Raw genomic sequence first — 18,119 nt, forward strand, 5'->3', positions numbered from 1 at the left:
CATGAAGCGTATTATTGGCTATTTGAGTCTATTTATCTCGGTCGCTTTCGTTAGTGCGCTGCTTCACCTTCCCGCTCATATCGTGATTAAGCACCTTCCATTACCCTCAGGGTTAGTCTTGCAAGGTGTTAAAGGGACTATTTGGAATGGCAGCGCGAGTCAAGTTCGTGGGCAACAACAGAATGCGGGGGCGGTTCAATGGCAGTGGCAATGGTCGGCGCTGTTAAAAGCCCAAGCACGGCTAGCGGTGCGTTTCGGACGGGGTAGTGATGTACAGTGGCAAGGACGTGGTGTGGTTGGTTATGGTTGGTCGGGCCCTTTTGCTGAACATCTGGTGATCTCCTTACCGGCCAAGCAGCTACAACCTTATTTAACCTTACCTATTCCTCTGACCCTTGAAGGACAAGTGGAGCTGACTTTACGTGATTATCGCTACCGTGCTCCTTGGTGTGACACAGCGCAAGGCGTGATGACTTGGGATCAAGGTCAAGTTGGTTCACCACTTGGTGAGCTAGCGTTAGGAGCGGTGGTTGCTGATTTTACTTGTCAGCAGAGTGTGTTTGAAATAACGGGCGGTCAACAGACGGAGCAAGTAAGCAGTGAGTTTTCGTTACGGCTTCAGGCAGATCGAAGCTTTGCAGCTCAAGCTTGGTTTAAGCCGGGCGCACAATTTCCAGCATCGCTGGCTCAGCAGTTAGATTATTTACCCAGTCCAGATAGCCAAGGTCGTTACTCGTTTAGTCAACAAGGACGTCTGTAAAGTGGTCATGAAGGTTTAAGAGGGATGTGCAGGGGATGCCCTGCACGTTGCTAATCTTTTATCTTTAATATTTCATCCCAAGGCAAATCGGCATCGCCTAACACGATGAAATTCGGATTCTCTAGGGTATCTCGTTCATTGTACGACAGGGGATCGAGTTGAGTATTTAAGATCCGCCCACCGGCCTCTTCGACAATGCATTGTGTCGCGGCGGTATCCCATTCTCCGGTTGGTCCTAGGCGTAGATAACAATCAACCGCACCTTCAGCGACTAAACACGCTTTGAGCGCCGCTGAACCAAGCGGGATTAAATCGTAATTCCATTGATGGCTTAAACGCTGAGTGATGCGATTAATGTCTTGTCGGCGACTGATGGCGATAGCGATTGATTGACCGGCTAACTCATGCTTATGACTATAAATACGCAGACTTTCTGACATATCGGGAATTTTCCATGCCCCTTTGCCCTGATAAGCATAATAAGTGACGCCAGAAACGGGTCCATACACCACCCCCATCACTGGTCGGTTATGTTCCACTAAGGCAATCACAGTCGCGAAGTCTCCGCTGCGCGCAATAAACTCTTGGGTACCATCGAGAGGGTCAACCAGCCAGTAGCGCTGCCACGTTTCACGGGTTTCTAAACCAATATTCGCGGCTTCTTCAGAAAGAACCGGAATGTCTGGAGTGAGTTCCATTAACCGTTCAGTGACTAATTTGTGGGCGGCGAGATCGGCGCTGGTGACTGGCGTTTCATCACTTTTTACAAACGATTCGTAAGATTTATTCTCGTATATATCAAGAATCAGTTGGCCTGCAGAGCGGGCAATGCTGATCACATCAGGTAAAAGATGAGAGAGATCTTTGGCTGTGGGCATGATACTTCCTATTCGTTTGCGGCAATAGACAAGTGACGAAGAGCCAGCAATAAAGCGGTAATACTGCGAGCTTCACTAAAATCAAGATGGGTTAATAACTCTTCGGCTTGTGCTAAAGGCCAGCGTATGACTTCGAGTGGCTCCGGTTCATCACCAATTAACTGATCTGAGTATAGGTCTTGTGCAATAAAAAGTGTCATTCGACTGGAGAAGTAGGAGGGGGCAAGCACCACTTCTTTGAGCGGTATTAAACGATCGGCTCCCATACCAATCTCTTCTTTTAATTCGCGAACAGCAGCTTGTTCTGCGGATTCTCCAGCATCGATCAAACCTTTGGGAAAGCCGAGTTCATAGCGCTCTGTGCCTGCTGCGTATTCCCGAACCAGCAACAAATCGCCTTGAGCGGTGATCGGTACCATCATGACGGCATGACGCCCACTGGGCTTCATACGCTCATAGGTACGCTGTTCGCCATTCGAGAAGCGGAGGTCGAGAGCTTCAATCGTAAACAGTTTAGATTGGGCGACGGCGCGTTGCGCTAAAATTTCTGGTGCTGTTTTCGAGGACATCCGCTAACTCCTTGGCAGGCAAACTATTCTTACTATATAAGAAAATGAGATAGGTGGAAATATCTCCCTTTTACTTGCTGTATTGGCCGTACGGATCATATTGACGCCATCAATCGTGCTGAACGTTCAACCCGCGAGAAGGGGGAATACACAAACAGCGTAAGTCACGCCTGCGCTGTTTGTCTCTGATTTAGTAGTAAGAGTGGTCGCCGCGATCATGTTCCGTTGCATCACGTACCGCGGTTAGCTCGCCAGCAAATTGGGCCAATAGTTCTTTCTCAATGCCTTCTTTTAGAGTGACATCGACCATCGAGCAGCCATTACAACCACCACCGAATTGCAGTAAAGCGACACCCTCATCGGTAATGTTCACTAAGCTCACGTGACCGCCATGCCCAGCAAGTTGAGGGTTAACTTGAGTTTGAATCGCATACTCAACGCGCGCCATTAATGGGGCATCATCGTCTACTTTGCGCATTTTAGCGTTTGGCGCTTTAAGGGTAAGTTGTGAGCCCATTTTATCGGTCACAAAATCAATTTCAGCGTTTTCGAGGAACGGTAAGCTGAGTTCATCGACATACGCAGAAAAATCAGTGAAAGGGATCACGGTATCGGTTTTTTCTACCGCTTCTGGTGGACAATAAGAGACGCCACACTCGGCATTTTGTGTTCCGGGATTAACCACAAACACACGAATGTTCGTTCCTTCGGGTTGCTGTGCCAAGAGTTTGGCAAAATGAGACTGAGCGGATTCAGTAATAACGATAGTAGTTGTTGACACGACGAATACCTGAGTAATTTTGTAGGTTATTTGCTAGCCATTCTACTCCAGTCGCGCCGAGGATCCAGCCCTTTTTTACTTCGATTATGGCTGGAATGCATCGCTCGGCTCAGGAGTGCGGCATAAGCAATAAATATCAATCCTTTCGATGCCAACTTCAAGCAGTAAATCACATAATTGTCGGATAGTGCTACCGGTAGTGACCACATCGTCGACGATAGCGACATGGTTAACGTGTGGAATCGATAGACGTTGAAATGCACCAGATAAATTTTTCTCACGCTGTGATTTGGTTAATTGTTGTTGAGCGGGAGTGGAGCGAGTGCGGGTAAACAGATACGGGTCAAACTGGCTACCTACGTGCTTGGCAAGGGGGCGAGCAAGACGCTCGCTTTGATTAAACCCTCTTTGCCATTGTCTGCGCCAGTGTAATGGGACGCAAGTGATCAGCGGAGCTGGCTCAGTGATGCATTCAGCGAGTCGAGCGGCTAAATGACGTGCTTGCCAAAACTGACGCTGATATTTAAGTTGATGAATGGCGTGACTCAATGGGAATCGGTAGTCACCGATGCAAAACAGCCGTTGCCAAGGGGGAGGGGAACGTAAGCATTGACCACATTGGGGAGTGATGGTTAGGCAAGGTAAACCACAGCGCTGGCAACGAAGGCTGGGAGCATACCAAGCTTGGCAGGCGTGGCAAGTACCATGCTGCGCTTGAGGCTCTAAAGGCAGATGGCATAAGCTGCAGGTTGGCGTGAGCCAAGCGTGGGTGATAGTCGATATCCGATCTCGCCACATTGACATAATAAACCTCGGATGATGCGATAGAGATTGAGGTAAAGTATGGCGAAGATAGTCGCCTTAAGAGGCGGGTTTTAGTAGGAGAAAATGTGAACATGACCGAAAAGCTGTACTGGCAAGTGATAGGCGAAGGGCCTGATCTGGTGCTGATTCACGGATGGGGAATGAATGGTGCTGTGTGGCAGCAAACCAGTCAACGGTTACAAACCCAGTTTCGTGTCCATATCCTGGATTTGCCCGGTTATGGTTATAGCGCTCAATCGTCAGCAGCGAGTTTAGCCGAGATCGCTCAAGTGGTATTGGACCAAGCACCGTCGCAGGCGATCTGGGTAGGATGGTCTTTAGGGGGATTAATTGCTACCCATATCGCGCTGCATTACCCGCAACGAGTTACCCAGTTAGTCACGGTTGCTTCGTCACCTAAATTTACCGCCAGCGAGCAAGAGACGCCAGTATGGCGGGGAATCAAACCACAGGTATTGGATACCTTTACCGACCAGTTGTTAACCGATTTACCCTTGATGATTGAGCGGTTTATTGCTTTACAAGCCATGGGTAGCCCGAGTACGCGTCAAGAAATCAAAGCGCTTAAGCAAGCGGTATTAGCGCGGCCAATGCCGACTCACCAAGCGTTATTAACCGGATTACAACTACTTTCCGAGACCGATATGCGTCAGCAACTGACTCAGTTAACCATGCCAGTGCTGCGTATGTATGGTCGATTGGATGGATTAGTCCCACTGCGTGTTGCAGAGGCTGTGCATCAACTGCAAACCAATAGTCAGACCTCTATTTTCCAAGCCTCTTCGCATGCGCCTTTTATGACCGAGCAAGACGCCTTTTGTCAGCAATTGCTCAGCTTTGCAAAATAACAGTAAATTTTGTTGCCGATTAGTGAATAAGCGCTAAAAAACCGCCACGATTGGTCGATACATAAGTTATCCCTAACGGTAGCTTAATCGAAGGGGGTGCGACACTGAGGAGGACTCGGTTATGATCGTGTCACCGACTAATGTTAGCGTGCCACTTATCGCCCCGTCAGTGAATGTGCAAACAGAGCAAGCGTCACGAGATAATCGGATACGTGCGCCTGTTACGGCACCGGTAGAGCTCACCAAAAGCCAAGCTGAGCGTAAAACCAAAGCAGAGGACAAGCGGCGTAAACAATCCGCTTGGGATCCTGCTGAGCATCCTAACTATGAGCAAGAGAGTGATCAAGAGTCTAAACGACGACAGCGTGAAGCACTACGCAGTGAATTGGATCGGTTGTTTGATTTATTAGCACTGTCTTCTTACAGTGAGGAGCAAGGTAAAGGCTATACAATGCGTTTTCGGTTGCCAAAGCGGATCATTGATGCGGCAATAACTGAAGGCAAAATGGCGAAACGACGGACAGTGATTAAATTTCATTACGGTCATTCTGTAGCGCCTAATACGCCATCAGAAGTGATAGCGATCCTGTAGTTATCATTGAGCATAAGCTGGAATGATAAGGTGAATAAAAAATCCCCACAGCCAATGCTGCGGGGATTTGTTTTTACCAAGTAGAGTATTGACGATGTGTTGATATCCCCTTCCTACTTGAAGTTGCAGGGGTGTTAGCTACGTTCGTTCACCCCAATCACATCGCCTGTTTATGCTCATCGGGATGATGAGAGCCGTCCTTGACTCTCCCTCAAAGCTAGCCTACGGCTGTTCAAATAGGTCACTCACTTGCCTTCTACCTGTAACTCCAAGTTGTTGGGGTATGCGTTGGCGTTATTTTTTCGCTTTAGCAAAGGCGGCCGCAAAGGCACCGCCCATCGCGCCATTTTGCGCTGGTTCATCTCGGCGACGAGGAGGCGGCGAAGTTTGCTGACGCGCTTGAGTGGTGGATGACGGGCGTTGTCCGCGGCTCTCTTGTCCCGGCTCGTCGTTTAAACGCATAGATAGTGCAATCCGCTTACGTTGTACGTCGACTTCCATGACTTTGACCTTGACGATGTCACCCGCTTTCACCACGTCGCGTGGGTCAGCGATGAAACGGTCGGTTAGAGCGGAGATGTGCACTAAACCATCTTGATGCACACCAATATCAACGAAAGCGCCAAAATTCGCTACGTTAGACACCACGCCCTCCAAAATCATCCCCACTTCGAGATCTTTCATCTCATTGACTCCATCAGCAAAGGTCGCCGTTTTGAATTCAGGGCGAGGATCGCGTCCCGGTTTATCCAGCTCTTTAATGATGTCGGTAATGGTTGGTAGGCCAAAATGCTCATCGGTATAATCGACCGCGCGTAGCGAGCGCAAAAAGGTACTGTTACCAATCAATGATTTAATGTCTTGCTGGTTTTTCTCAGCAATCGCTTTGACCACCGGATAAGCTTCAGGGTGGACCGCAGAGGCGTCGAGTGGATTTTTCCCCGCCATAATCCGCAAGAACCCCGCACATTGCTCAAAGGCTTTGGGGCCAAGACGCGGTACTTTTTTCAAGCTGGTTCGTCCTTCAAAGCGGCCATGCTCATCACGATATTGAACAATATTTTGTGCTAATGCTGCAGATAAGCCAGCAACGCGAGTCAGGAGTGCAGCCGAGGCGGTATTGACATCGACCCCAACGGCGTTCACACAGTCTTCGACCACCGCATCAAGACGCTTGGCGAGCAACGTTTGGCTGACATCGTGTTGGTATTGACCTACACCAATCGATTTAGGATCAATTTTGACCAATTCTGCCAATGGATCTTGCAAACGACGAGCAATGGATACGGCACCGCGCAATGAGACGTCCATATTGGGAAACTCTTTGGCGGCCAGTTCAGAGGCAGAATACACCGAGGCCCCCGCTTCGCTGACGATGATTTTTTGTACCTTAAGATTGCCGCGTTTAATTAAGTCGGCAACAAAAGTATCGGTTTCACGTGAGGCGGTACCGTTACCGATGGCAATCAGATCGACATTATGTTTACTGACCAATGCTGCGACGGTTTGCATCGCTCGCTCGTATTGATTTTGTGGTACATGCGGATAGATGGTGTCGGTGGCGAGTACTTTTCCGGTTGCATCGACGACGGCGACTTTACAGCCAGTCCGCAGCCCCGGATCGAGCCCCAGCGTTGCACGAGGGCCAGCTGGCGCTGCCATGAGGAGATCTTTGAGGTTATTAGCAAACACATCGATAGCCTCAATCTCCGCACGTTCTTTCATCGCGGCCATCAGCTCAGTCTCCATGTGCATCGAGACTTTAATTCGCCACGCCCAACTGATCACTTGCTGACGCCATTGATCTGCGGGAGCTTGACTGAGATGCAACTGATAATGCTCGGCGATTAAGGTTTCGCAATACGAGTGGCGTAGGCTCTCATCTTGCTGAGGGTCGGCATTTAAGCTCAGAGTTAAGAAGCCTTCGTTACGACCACGCAGCATGGCTAAAGCACGATGTGATGGCGTTTTACTGATCAGCTCTCGGTGATCAAAATAGTCTTTAAACTTTTCACCCGCTTGCTCTTTACCTGCCACGACTTGAGCAACAATCTCCGCGTGACGGGTTAAATAGTGGCGTATTTTGGCTAATAGGTCGGCATCTTCAGCGATGCGCTCCATGATGATCGCTCGTGCGCCATCCAATGCCGCTTTACTATCGGCAACACCTTTATTGACGTCGATATAAGCTAAAGCGGCTTGCTCTGGTTCGATATCCCCTTGTAACCACAAGCGATCTGCTAACGGTTCAAGACCGGCTTCAATGGCGATTTGACCTTTGGTGCGTCGTTTCGGCTTATAAGGTAGGTAGAGATCTTCTAAGCGAGTTTTGTTGTCAGCGGCAAGAATTGCTTGTTCGAGCTCTGGAGTGAGCTTACCTTGCTCTTGAATCGATTTAAGAATCGTCTGACGGCGCTCATCCATTTCTCGCAAATAACTTAAACGGGTATCTAAGTGACGCAGTTGCGTATCATCTAATCCTCCCGTTACCTCTTTGCGGTAGCGAGCAATAAATGGCACTGTGTTGCCGTCATCAATTAAGCTAACGGCGGCGATAACTTGTGTAGGGCTGACATTCAGCTCGTTGGCAATCTGTTGGCAGATAGCGTGGCTCATCCGTGGTCTCTCTTTTGAACAATCATGCAGGGATTGTACGTAGTCAATTTTTAGCTGCAATGTCTTTTGCTGATGGTTGGCGGTTCAGGTCGATTTTTAACATGACTCATACCGAAAACTGACCCTGAAATCGAGCTGGAATCGGGGATGAAACGATGAATGCTATGCCCTGTTTAGTGAATTAGGTAACATACTGGCCAATAATAAGGTCTGTAACGATGATTGAGGTAGTAGGTGAAAACGAAACTGATTACACGTGCTGGTTATGAAAAGCTTAAGCAAGAGCATGATCATCTATGGCATGAAAAACGCCCGGAAATTACCAAGATTGTCACTTGGGCGGCCAGCCTAGGCGACCGCTCTGAAAATGCCGATTACACCTTCAATAAGCGTTTGTTGCGTCAGATCGACCGTCGGGTGCGCTATTTGCGTAAATTATTACCAGAGCTGAAGATTGTTGATTACTCGCCACAGCAAGAGGGTAAAGTGTTTTTTGGTGCTTGGGTTGAGATTGAAAATGAAGCGGGCGAGCGAAAAACGTTACGCATTGTCGGACCAGAAGAGATTTATGGTGACGCTAAAAACTACATTTCTATCGATTCACCGATGGCGCGCGCCTTGTTGAAAAAACAAGTCGATGAAGAAGTCACCGTAAAAACCCCAACCGGTGATAAACTCTGGTTTATTAATACCATTCGTTACGAAAAATAGTTACCCCATTGGTTCGTCAAGTTGGGGCTAGGAAAAATATGCACAAAAAAAACAGACCGACTCTGCAAGATATTGCTGATCAAGTCGGCATTACCAAAATGACCGTCTCGCGTTACATGCGCGATCCTAATTCCGTGGCAAAAGTCACCCAACAAAAAATTGCCGCGGTGGTTGAGCAGCTTGGTTATATTCATAACCGTGTACCTGCGATTATGTCTAAATCGTCCAGTCGGGCCATTGGCATCATTTTGCCTTCGCTCTCTAACCAAGTGTTTGCTCATTTGGTGCAAGGCATCGAAGAGGTTACTCAGGCCGCAGGCTACGATACCTTAATTGCCCACACCGGTTATAACCCCCAAGTTGAAGAAAACAAAATTGCCGCGTTTCTTTCTTATCGGGTGGATGGATTAATTTTAACCGAAACCAATCATACTGAACGCAGTCGGCAAATGCTCAAATCCGCGGGGATTCCGGTGGTTGAAACGATGGAAATCCCGACCCAACCGATTGACATGGCTGTTGGGTTAGATCACGAACAAATTTCGTATCAGGTCGTGCAGCAGATGATCGCCCGTGGTCGACAGCAGGTTATCTATCTTGGCGCTCGGTTAGACACGCGAACTCAACTGCGTCGGCAAGGTTATGAGCGAGCCATGCGTGAAGCGGGTCTTCAGCCGATGCAGGTGTCGACTGGTGAGCATTCCAGTTTTACCTTGGGCGGTATTTTGCTACAACAGGCGTTGCAACAGTACCCAGCGCTGGATGGTATTTTTTGCACCAATGATGATTTAGCGGTCGGGGCGATGATGTATTGTCATCACCATCGTATTGCGGTCCCACAGCAGATTGCCGTCGTGGGTTACAATGCGTTGGATATCGGGCAGGCAATTGTGCCGCGTTTAACCAGTGTGGAAACGCCCCGTTTGGCGATTGGTAAAAAAAGTGCCGAGCTGTTGCTGGCGGCACTCTCTGGTCAAGCTGTCGAGCCGAAGGTTTATGATTTAGGCTATCGATTAACCCATGGCGAAAGCTGGTAATTGCTTGCGCTGTCTAGCGATTAACGGGTGAATAAAAAGCTCGCGCCTTGATCCGCCGAAGTCACGTGTTGGCGAGCGAGGGTGAACAGTTCTCGCCCCCAACTCTGTTGATCCTGTTCAGTCAGCGCTGGCTGCGCCACGCGTTGACTTAAATCGGCTAAACAGGTGAGCTCACCCTTGGTGGCATCCAATCTCAGTAAATCACCATCGCGCAGTAAGCCTATCGCTCCCCCGCGCAGTGCTTCAGGAGAGACGTGGATCGCGGCGGGGATTTTTCCTGAAGCGCCAGATAAGCGACCATCGGTCACTAATGCGATTTTAAAGCCGGCCTTTTGTACATTGCCGAGGATTGGCATCAATTTATGCAGTTCAGGCATTCCATTGGCTGCTGGACCGCTGTAACGAACCACCACAATGCAATCTTGATTCAGCTCGCCGCGTTGATAAGCCGCTTCCACGTCATGTTGTGAATTAAACACTTTAGCGGGAGCCTCAACGATATGATGAGAGGGTTTGACTGCCGAGACTTTGATCACCGCTTGGCCAAGGTTACCGCTCAGTACCTTAATCCCTCCGGTTGATTGAAATTGCTGATGCCGCGCGGCGATCACGCTGGCATCCAGCGTCTCATCGCAAGCTTGCCAACTGAGTTGCCCCTCGGTTAACACTGGGCGAGTTAATTGATCGGCAAACTGACCGAAAGCGGGCGTGACATCGGTATGCAGCAGATTTCGCTCATTGAGACGGGTGAGCAGCATCGGTACTCCTCCCGCCGCCTCAAAAGCATTAATATCAGCGCTACCATTCGGATAAATATTGGTTAATAACGGCACGATTTGCGACAAATCGCTGATGTCCTGCCAAGTTAAGATCAGCCCTGCGGCTCGTGCAACCGCGAGCATGTGAATGGTGTGATTGGTGCTGCCACCCGAAGCCAGTAAGGCGACAACGCCATTGACCAAACTTTTCTCGTTGATCACTGTACTCAGTGGTCGGTAATTCGGTGTGCCCGGAGCCATCGCTGCAATCGCGTTGGCCGCATAGGCGGTTAAGGCATGACGTAATGGATTATTCGGTGCAACAAAAGCAGACCCAGGTAGCATCAAACCCATGGCTTCAAACACCAATTGATTGGTGTTGGCGGTGCCGTAAAAGGTACACGTACCAGGGGAGTGATAAGAATGACACTCCATATCGAGCAGTGCTTCGCGGCCGACTTGCCCCGCGCTGTATTGCTGGCGAATCTCGACTTTTTGTTCATTACTGATCCCAGTGCCCATTGGGCCAGCGGGAATAAAAGCGGTCGGTAGGTGAGCATAACTGAGCGCGCCCATTAATTGTCCCGGGGCAATTTTATCGCAGATACCAAGCAGTAAAGTGCCATCAAACATGTTGTGACTGAGCGACATCGCGGTGGCTTGGGCTATCATGTCCCGGGAGAACAGCGACATATCCATCCCTGGCTGACCTTGAGTCACGCCATCGCACATCGCCGGTACGCCACCGGCGACTTGTGCCGTGTGTCCACTGGTCTGTAATGCGGCTTTGATGCGCGCAGGGTAATCCAGATACACTTGATGGGCACTGAGCATGTCATTATAGGCGGTGATGATCGCAAGGTTTGATTTGGTTAAGTCAAGAATGTGCGATTTTTCGCTTTGACAAGAGGCCGCAATCGCATGAGCTAAGTTACCGCATGATAAACTGGCTTTGCCTTTTCCTGCGGCGAGTTGTTGAGCGGTTCTGGTTAAAAATGCGTGACGAAGTTCACGACTGCGCTGTGCAATTCGTTCGGTGACTTGCAAGAGGAGCGGCTGAGTCATGGTTATTCCTCCCGAGCTTGTAGGGCGAGGATCGCTTGATTGACCACTTCCTCAATGTCACCGTCAATACTGATGGTGAGAACATCGTGTTCTGTTTCGCTGGGGCGTTCTAAGGTAGCAAATTGGCTATCGAGCATGCTGGTTTTCATAAAGTGACCCTGCCGCGCTTGCATCCGTTCTATAATCAGTGCTTTATCACCGTCCAGAAACAGAAACGTCACCTGTTGATTGCCATCGCGAATTTGATCGCGATAGCTTTTTTTCAGAGCCGAACAGACGATGATGCCTTGCTCACTCTTATTTTCTAAGCTAAAAGCCGCGTCACGAATCCGTTCTAACCAAGGGGCGCGGTCGTGGTCATTGAGTGGTTGACCTTGGCGCATTTTTTCAATGTTGGCGCGAGGATGCAAATCATCACCATCGATAAATTTTGCTTGCAAACGTTCAGCAATGCGTGCCCCAATGGTACTTTTTCCACAGCCACTGACACCCATCACAATAATGCTTTTACCAGTCATATCGACTCCTTAGTCCGAGATCTGAGCGAGATCCCAATTTTTAACTTTGCCTAACGAATTGGCTTTATCTTAATCTTGTTATCGGTAACATGTTACCCGTAACTTATAGATTTGTGAACCGAAACACAAACATCCCATTCTTGATAAAGGTGAACGAAATGGACCAAATAGCACATAGCCCTACCTATCTGTTGTTGCTCGCCCTTGCGGCGATCGTTGCTCTACTGTTTTTGATCATGAAGTTAAAAGTCCATGCTTTTGCTTCATTAACGTTAGTCAGTTTCGGCACCGCATTGGCCGCTGGCATTCCAGCCAATCAAGTGGTGCCGAGCATGATGTCTGGATTCGGCGGCACGCTCGCTTCTGTTGCTTTACTGGTTGGTTTAGGAGCCATGATTGGTAAGATTTTAGAAGTGACGGGCGGGGCAAAAGTCTTAGCTGATACCCTAATCGGTCGGTTCGGAGAACAGCGTGCGCCTCTGGCCCTCGGTGTTGCCTCATTATTGTTTGGTTTTCCGATCTTTTTTGATGCCGGCTTAATCGTCATGATGCCGATTTTGTTTAGCGTCGCGAAACGCTTTGGCGGTTCAACACTCAAATACGCTTTGCCAGCGGCGGGTGCGTTTGCGGTGATGCATGCGTTTGTTCCTCCGCATCCCGGCCCAGTTGCTGCCGCTGAGTTATTGGGCGCTGATATTGGTCTGCTGTTAGTGGTGGGTTTACTGGTGGCGATCCCGACTTGGTATCTTGGCTCGTATTTGTTTGGTCTTTATTGCGGTGAAAAATTTAACTTACCGCTCTCTAAAGCCTTTTTAAATGCCGAAGTAATGTTTAAAGACAAAGCGGATTTACCGAAATTTTCTACCGTACTGTTTATTTTGGTTCTACCTGTATTGTTGATCTTCTTGGATACCGGGTTAAATACGTTAGCGGTGGCTGGTGTGCTGGACGGTCAGCAGCCTTGGATTGAATTTTTACGCATGCTAGGAAAAACGCCGATTGCGTTACTTATCACGCTATTGGTGTGTTTATTCACCTTTGCTGGTAAATATGGCATGAGTAAGCTAGAAAAATTGTGTACCGATGCGTTAGCCCCGATCTGTGCCGTTATTTTAGTCACTGGTGCAGGCGGTATGTTTGGTGGCGTATTACGTTCTAGTGGTATTGGCCAAGCCCTAGCCGATGTATTAGCCCATACTGGCATGCCAGTGATTGTCGCTGCTTTTGTGATTTCGACGTGCTTACGGGTTGCGCAAGGCTCAGCCACGGTTGCCTTAACCACCACGGCGGCGCTGATGGCACCGATTGTTGCGCAAACCACAGGTTTGTCAGAGTTAGACTTATGCTTTATCGTGATTGCTATTGCTGGTGGCGCGACGGTGCTGTCTCACTTTAATGATTCTGGTTTCTGGTTGGTCTCTCGCTTGCTGGAAATGGATGAAAAAACTACGCTCAAAACGTGGACGGTAATGGAAACGCTGCTGGGTAGTATTGCGTTTATTATTGTCGCCACTCTCAGCTATCTTCTATAAGGTTTAGGTATGATGACTCTTGAACAGCGCTTGGCGCAGATAAAAATTGTTCCTGTGATTGCGATTAACCATGCTCAGCAAGCGCTGCCGCTGGCCAAAGTATTGATGGAAAATGGCCTGCCGTGCGCGGAAATCACTTTTCGTACAGAGGCGGCGCAAGAGGCTATTCGTCTGATGCGCGACGCGTATCCTGAGATGTTGATTGGCGCTGGGACGGTGCTAACCACGGCGCAAGTCGATCAAGCTCAGCAAGCGGGAGCGGATTTCATTGTTAGCCCAGGACTCAATCCCACCACAGTGAAATATTGTCAGCAACGTGGTATCGCCATTGTGCCAGGGGTGAATAACCCCAGCTTAGTCGAGCAAGCGATGGAACTTGGTTTGCGCACGTTGAAGTTTTTCCCTGCCGAGCCTTCTGGCGGCGTCGCCATGCTCAAAGCGCTCAGCGCCGTTTATCCGGTCAAATTTATGCCGACGGGGGGCATCAGTGCGGCTAATGTACAGCACTATTTGGATTTACCATCGGTCGTGGCTTGTGGTGGCACTTGGATGGTGCCGACAGACCTGATGGATAAAGGTGATTGGTCAGCGATTGCCAAGTTGGTACGCGAGCTGTAACGTTTTATCGGTCCTTGGCACCATGCAGAGATAACTGTCTAAGCCAACCGTGATGGTTGGCTTTCTTGATCAATCGATGCCTTATTTTATCTTTTCTAGCGATACGTAAGCGTTAAAGCTTGAAATAAGGGGCTTTTTTGGCTTCGATTATCCGTTATGATGAGTAGTCGGTCGAAAACAGGTAATAAATGCTAACAATTCTTTAAATTGCTCACCGTGCAACAGTGTTACATTTTGTTTGCCCTCATCTGTGCGGGTGTCATCTCTTTTTAGTGGGATCAGTGGACATGCAAGAAAACTATAAAATTTTAGTGGTTGATGATGATGCGCGTTTGCGTGCATTGCTCGAGCGTTACTTATCTGAACAAGGTTTCCAAGTTCGTAGCGTTGCCAATAGCGAGCAAATGGATCGGCTGTTAACCCGTGAAACTTTCCATTTGATGGTGCTCGATCTGATGCTGCCGGGCGAAGATGGCTTATCGATTTGTCGTCGTTTAAGAAATGCCAATAATCTTATTCCGATTTTAATGCTGACGGCAAAAGGCGATGAGATTGATCGCATCGTAGGTTTAGAAGTGGGGGCGGATGATTATTTGCCGAAACCCTTTAACCCTCGTGAACTGCTGGCGCGGATTAAAGCCGTATTACGTCGCCAAGTAATTGAAGCGCCCGGTGCGCCGAGTGCTGAAGATACGATTGTCGAATTTGGTGAGTTTCGTTTAAATCTGGGTACGCGCGAAATGTTTCGTGGTGAAGAAGCGATGCCACTGACTTCTGGTGAGTTTGCGGTATTAAAAGCTTTAGTGACCAATGCTCGTGAACCTTTATCTCGTGACAAATTAATGAATATGGCTCGTGGTCGAGAATACTCAGCGATGGAGCGTTCTATCGATGTGCAAATTTCTCGTTTGCGCCGTATGTTAGAGGTTGACCCAAGCAAGCCGCGTTATATTCAAACGGTGTGGGGCTTAGGTTACGTCTTTGTGCCAGATGGTAAAGCCGCCAGTTAAGATAATTATCTGCAGCCAGTGTTCAAGATGTCCACTGGCTGTTATCGTTTTATCCCTCCATTATTCTCACACCTTAGGTGCACTATGCGAATCCGTAGTTCATTTACCCAAACGATTCTGCTGTTTTTTACCCTCTTGGTTGCCAGTCAAGCGTATTCCTATTTTGCGCTGATTAATTATGCGCTGATCCCAAGCTTGCAGCAGTTCAATAAAATTCTCAGCCATGAAATCAGTTTGATGTTGGATGATAGCTTTACCGATGCTGAGCCTAATTTAGATCGATCGCTACGTTTGCGGGTGTTGGAAAAGCTTGGGGTTGAGATCTTTAGTGATGATGGTCCGGCGGCGGATGAGTTTCAACGCGCGATCAGTATCGATTTGATGAGCGATAAAATGAGCGAAGAACTGGGCTCTCCGACGGAAGTACGCATGGGCGTTGGAGCAGAAAGTTATATTTTATGGATGAAAATCGAACAGTTACCTGAGCAAATCTTACGTATTCCGCTGACTGAATTGCGGGAAGATGATTTTGCTCCCCTGTTTCGTAACAGTATTTTTGTCGCCGTACTGATCTTGGTTGGAGGATGGTTGTTCATTCGCTTGCAAAATCGTCCTTTGATTGCGTTAGAAAGAGCCGCTTTGGCAGTAGGACGAGGGGAGATCCCGCCGCCAATTGTAGAGAGTGGGGCCAGTGAAATTCGCGCGGTAACTCGCGCATTTAATCAAATGTCGCAAGGCATTCAAGCGCTGGAAGAAGATCGCGCTTTACTGATGGCGGGAATCAGCCATGATTTGCGAACGCCACTAACGCGAATCCGCTTAGCAACCGAAATGATGTCTCCTCAAGACAGTTATCTCGCTGAAGGGATCATTAGCGACACCGAGGAGTGTAACGAGATCATCAGCCAGTTTATGGACTACTTAAAACCGGTCGATAAACAAACCTTCCAAGCCGTCGATCTCAATGAGATTGGCGGAGATATTGCCAGTTCTGAAGGCGGTTATGAGCTGCACATTGAAACGGATTTTCAAGCTTCGATTGAACCGGTATTTGGTAATCCGATTGCCATTAAACGGGCGGTGAGTAACTTAGTGGTGAACGCGTTACGTTATGGCAATGGCTGGGTGAAAATCAGTACTGGGGTAACGGCGGATAAACGTATGGCTTGGGTCTGTGTTGAAGACAATGGTCCAGGGATTGATCCGAGCCAAGTGCAAAAGGTCTTTGAGCCCTTTATTCGAGGCGATACTGCGCGAGGCAGTGAAGGCACTGGCCTTGGGTTGGCGATTGTAAAACGTATCGTTGGTCAGCATCATGGCGCGGTTGTTTTAAATAATCGTAGCGAAGGTGGCCTTAAAATTCAGCTCAGTTTTCCAACCAAGTAAGCCTGGCAGTCTTCAGTCAGGGATCAAGCCGGTTAGCGTATCGCCAACCGGCTTAATTATTTGAACTCGCTTATGGTTGCTCAGTGACGGTGGTTTCTGACTCTTGGCGAGTCGAGTGCTCTGGTAATAAGAGATTGAGTAGAATCGCGGTAATGCCGCCTGCGGCTACGCCAGAAGAGAAAATACTTTTGATGATCTCTGGCATAAATTGCAGAATTTCAGGTTTTTGCGCAATGCCTAATCCCATCGAAAAAGACAGTGCCATGATTAAAATGGCTCGGCGATCGAGTTCAACTCGCGAAATGATTCGTACCCCAGCGGCGGCAATCGTACCAAACATGACAATCGTTGCGCCACCCAGTACAGGCTCTGGAATTAACTGCACAAAGCTTGCTACACCGGGAAAGAGTCCAAGTAACATCAGCATCGCCGCGATGAAATAACCGACATAACGGCTGGCAACGCCAGTTAATAATATCACCCCATTATTTTGGCTAAAGGTCGAGTTAGGGAAACTATTCAGTAGCGCGGCGAGAGCGGAGTTAATCCCATCAGCCAGTACGCCCCCTTTGATACGTTTCATGTAGACTGGGCCTTTGACCGGTTCTCCTGAGACTTCCGAGGTCGCAGTGATATCGCCAATCGCTTCTAACGCCGTGATCAAAAAAATCAATACTAATGGAATGAATAAAGACCAATCAAAGCTTAGTCCATATTGCATTGGGATAGGCAGGGCGATGAGGCTACTTTGAGGACGCTGTGTGGTATCAACCATACCGAGTAAGTAAGCCATGATATAACCGACCAGCATAGCGATGACGATAGAAGCAACGCGAATATACGGATTGCGAGCTCGGTTAAGGATCACGATAAGCGCTAATACGGTGCCTGCTAAAGCGAGTTTATCAAGGCTACCAAAGCTACCATCACTCAGTGCGCTGTAGCCGCCTCCGATAGAGACTAAGCCGACTTGGACTAAGGTCAAACCGATTAACGTTACCACGATACCAGAAACTAAAGGGGTAATGATCCGCTGGGCAAACTGCAGCACACGTGATAGTAAAATTTCAGCAAAAGAAGCGACTAAAATGGTACCAAAAATCGCCGCCATCATAGTGGCGATATCCGCTCCGCCCGCTTTCAGCGCGAGGCCCGCGCCAATGATTGGCCCCAGAAAGTTAAAGCTGGTGCCTTGAATCGAGAGCAGTCCCGAGCCAATCGGCCCGAAGGTTCGGATCTGAATAAAAGATGAAAGACCAGAGGCAAACAGCGACATACTAATAATGGTATTGGTTTGATCGGCCGGAACCCCTAACGCTTGGCAAATGATCAATGACGGTGTGATGACGGCAACGAACATCGCCAGTAAATGCTGGATCGCGGCGAATAAAGTTTGGGGCAAAGGCGGGCGCTCATTTAATTGATAGATCAATTCAGAGGGACGCGTATCGTGTTGGTGACTCATGATGGTATCCTAAAATGACAGTCGATGACGTGCGCTGAATGGGCCGTCACCGTTGAGTTTTTATCGCCTGTGATTGCTGTTAATCAGGCTCAACTCTGAGTTGACCAAGCCGGATTCTCTGCTTGCTATAGTCCAGTGCTAGTAGAGAAA

Annotated in this window: 17 protein-coding genes; 9 read left to right on the forward strand and 8 right to left on the reverse strand. The window is 48.7% G+C overall.

Annotated elements, in window-relative coordinates; genetic code table 11:
- Position 1 precedes the first annotated feature (1 nt).
- Entirely contained in the window at positions 2-760 is a 759-nt protein-coding gene (locus CAG60_RS14050; RefSeq protein ID WP_161439212.1) for a type II secretion system protein N, read from the forward strand.
- 50 nt (positions 761-810) lie between these two features.
- Here the strand turns inward: CAG60_RS14050 and cysQ are convergent, their stop codons facing one another.
- From cysQ to CAG60_RS14070, 4 genes are all read right to left on the reverse strand, one after another.
- Positions 811-1,638: a 3'(2'),5'-bisphosphate nucleotidase CysQ gene (gene cysQ, locus CAG60_RS14055; RefSeq protein WP_004394385.1), complete on the reverse strand. Its 828-nt coding sequence runs from the start codon at positions 1,636-1,638 to the stop codon at positions 811-813.
- Positions 1,639-1,646: 8 nt separating this feature from the next.
- Positions 1,647-2,207, reverse strand: coding sequence for an ADP compounds hydrolase NudE (nudE, locus tag CAG60_RS14060; protein WP_154169909.1), 561 nt, complete (start codon positions 2,205-2,207; stop codon positions 1,647-1,649).
- Positions 2,208-2,397: 190 nt separating this feature from the next.
- The gene (gene nfuA, locus CAG60_RS14065) at positions 2,398-2,988 is read right to left on the reverse strand and encodes a Fe-S biogenesis protein NfuA (RefSeq protein ID WP_050782704.1); all 591 of its coding nucleotides are present in this window, start codon (positions 2,986-2,988) and stop codon (positions 2,398-2,400) included.
- A gap of 84 nt (positions 2,989-3,072) precedes the next feature.
- Entirely contained in the window at positions 3,073-3,792 is a 720-nt protein-coding gene (locus CAG60_RS14070) for a ComF family protein (protein ID WP_161425422.1), read from the reverse strand.
- Between the two features lie 92 nt (positions 3,793-3,884).
- Here CAG60_RS14070 and bioH point away from each other — a divergent pair, with 92 nt between their 5' ends.
- Together bioH and CAG60_RS14080 are read left to right on the forward strand one after the other, a co-directional pair.
- Positions 3,885-4,661 carry a pimeloyl-ACP methyl ester esterase BioH gene (gene bioH / locus CAG60_RS14075; RefSeq protein ID WP_161439219.1) on the forward strand — a complete coding sequence of 259 codons (777 nt, stop codon included), beginning with the start codon at positions 3,885-3,887 and terminating at the stop codon, positions 4,659-4,661.
- A gap of 121 nt (positions 4,662-4,782) precedes the next feature.
- On the forward strand, positions 4,783-5,253 hold the full coding sequence (locus CAG60_RS14080) for an ATP-dependent Lon protease (RefSeq protein ID WP_154169913.1): 471 nt from the start codon (positions 4,783-4,785) through the stop codon (positions 5,251-5,253).
- A gap of 294 nt (positions 5,254-5,547) precedes the next feature.
- On the opposite strand, the gene CAG60_RS14085 is transcribed toward CAG60_RS14080, so the two are convergent.
- Positions 5,548-7,869: a Tex family protein gene (locus CAG60_RS14085; protein ID WP_161425421.1), complete on the reverse strand. Its 2,322-nt coding sequence runs from the start codon at positions 7,867-7,869 to the stop codon at positions 5,548-5,550.
- Between the two features lie 234 nt (positions 7,870-8,103).
- On the opposite strand from CAG60_RS14085, the gene greB reads away from it, so the two are divergent.
- Positions 8,104-8,580: a transcription elongation factor GreB gene (gene greB, locus CAG60_RS14090; protein ID WP_154169919.1), complete on the forward strand. Its 477-nt coding sequence runs from the start codon at positions 8,104-8,106 to the stop codon at positions 8,578-8,580.
- Between the two features lie 38 nt (positions 8,581-8,618).
- Positions 8,619-9,617: a LacI family DNA-binding transcriptional regulator gene (locus CAG60_RS14095; RefSeq protein WP_158137471.1), complete on the forward strand. Its 999-nt coding sequence runs from the start codon at positions 8,619-8,621 to the stop codon at positions 9,615-9,617.
- Between the two features lie 20 nt (positions 9,618-9,637).
- On the opposite strand, the gene edd is transcribed toward CAG60_RS14095, so the two are convergent.
- Positions 9,638-11,440, reverse strand: a complete 1,803-nt coding sequence (gene edd / locus CAG60_RS14100) for a phosphogluconate dehydratase (protein WP_161439213.1) — start codon at positions 11,438-11,440, stop codon at positions 9,638-9,640.
- A 2-nt stretch (positions 11,441-11,442) separates the two neighbouring features.
- Positions 11,443-11,958: a gluconokinase gene (locus CAG60_RS14105; RefSeq protein ID WP_004394395.1), complete on the reverse strand. Its 516-nt coding sequence runs from the start codon at positions 11,956-11,958 to the stop codon at positions 11,443-11,445.
- Between the two features lie 158 nt (positions 11,959-12,116).
- Here CAG60_RS14105 and CAG60_RS14110 point away from each other — a divergent pair, with 158 nt between their 5' ends.
- The 4 genes from CAG60_RS14110 (at position 12,117) to envZ (ending at position 16,504) form a co-directional block, all read left to right on the forward strand.
- Entirely contained in the window at positions 12,117-13,490 is a 1,374-nt protein-coding gene (locus tag CAG60_RS14110) for a GntP family permease (protein WP_004394396.1), read from the forward strand.
- Between the two features lie 12 nt (positions 13,491-13,502).
- Positions 13,503-14,108, forward strand: a complete 606-nt coding sequence (locus CAG60_RS14115) for a bifunctional 4-hydroxy-2-oxoglutarate aldolase/2-dehydro-3-deoxy-phosphogluconate aldolase (RefSeq protein WP_186460415.1) — start codon at positions 13,503-13,505, stop codon at positions 14,106-14,108.
- A 287-nt stretch (positions 14,109-14,395) separates the two neighbouring features.
- Positions 14,396-15,118 carry an osmolarity response regulator transcription factor OmpR gene (gene ompR, locus CAG60_RS14120; protein WP_004394398.1) on the forward strand — a complete coding sequence of 241 codons (723 nt, stop codon included), beginning with the start codon at positions 14,396-14,398 and terminating at the stop codon, positions 15,116-15,118.
- Positions 15,119-15,202: 84 nt separating this feature from the next.
- Complete coding sequence (envZ, locus tag CAG60_RS14125; protein ID WP_154169925.1) at positions 15,203-16,504, forward strand: two-component system sensor histidine kinase EnvZ; 1,302 nt, start codon at positions 15,203-15,205, stop codon at positions 16,502-16,504.
- A gap of 70 nt (positions 16,505-16,574) precedes the next feature.
- On the opposite strand, the gene CAG60_RS14130 is transcribed toward envZ, so the two are convergent.
- The gene (locus tag CAG60_RS14130) at positions 16,575-17,969 is read right to left on the reverse strand and encodes a uracil-xanthine permease family protein (RefSeq protein ID WP_004394402.1); all 1,395 of its coding nucleotides are present in this window, start codon (positions 17,967-17,969) and stop codon (positions 16,575-16,577) included.
- Between the last annotated feature and the right edge of the window lie 150 nt (positions 17,970-18,119).

This window comes from Vibrio sp. V33_P6A3T137, assembly GCF_009904835.1.
GTDB classification, from domain to species: domain Bacteria; phylum Pseudomonadota; class Gammaproteobacteria; order Enterobacterales; family Vibrionaceae; genus Vibrio; species Vibrio metschnikovii.

Bases quoted from the DNA above. Each gene is read 5' to 3' on its own strand.
- ompR (WP_004394398.1), top strand. From the start codon at position 14,396: ATGCAAGAAAACTATAAAATTTTAGTGGTTGATGATGATGCGCGTTTG.
- CAG60_RS14070 (WP_161425422.1), bottom strand. From the start codon at position 3,792: ATGTCAATGTGGCGAGATCGGATATCGACTATCACCCACGCTTGGCTC.
- CAG60_RS14050 (WP_161439212.1), top strand. From the start codon at position 2: ATGAAGCGTATTATTGGCTATTTGAGTCTATTTATCTCGGTCGCTTTC.
- nudE (WP_154169909.1), bottom strand. From the start codon at position 2,207: ATGTCCTCGAAAACAGCACCAGAAATTTTAGCGCAACGCGCCGTCGCC.
- CAG60_RS14105 (WP_004394395.1), bottom strand. From the start codon at position 11,958: ATGACTGGTAAAAGCATTATTGTGATGGGTGTCAGTGGCTGTGGAAAA.
- CAG60_RS14110 (WP_004394396.1), top strand. From the start codon at position 12,117: ATGGACCAAATAGCACATAGCCCTACCTATCTGTTGTTGCTCGCCCTT.
- CAG60_RS14130 (WP_004394402.1), bottom strand. From the start codon at position 17,969: ATGAGTCACCAACACGATACGCGTCCCTCTGAATTGATCTATCAATTA.
- CAG60_RS14115 (WP_186460415.1), top strand. From the start codon at position 13,503: ATGACTCTTGAACAGCGCTTGGCGCAGATAAAAATTGTTCCTGTGATT.
- edd (WP_161439213.1), bottom strand. From the start codon at position 11,440: ATGACTCAGCCGCTCCTCTTGCAAGTCACCGAACGAATTGCACAGCGC.
- CAG60_RS14095 (WP_158137471.1), top strand. From the start codon at position 8,619: ATGCACAAAAAAAACAGACCGACTCTGCAAGATATTGCTGATCAAGTC.
- CAG60_RS14080 (WP_154169913.1), top strand. From the start codon at position 4,783: ATGATCGTGTCACCGACTAATGTTAGCGTGCCACTTATCGCCCCGTCA.
- CAG60_RS14085 (WP_161425421.1), bottom strand. From the start codon at position 7,869: ATGAGCCACGCTATCTGCCAACAGATTGCCAACGAGCTGAATGTCAGC.
- bioH (WP_161439219.1), top strand. From the start codon at position 3,885: ATGACCGAAAAGCTGTACTGGCAAGTGATAGGCGAAGGGCCTGATCTG.
- cysQ (WP_004394385.1), bottom strand. From the start codon at position 1,638: ATGCCCACAGCCAAAGATCTCTCTCATCTTTTACCTGATGTGATCAGC.
- envZ (WP_154169925.1), top strand. From the start codon at position 15,203: ATGCGAATCCGTAGTTCATTTACCCAAACGATTCTGCTGTTTTTTACC.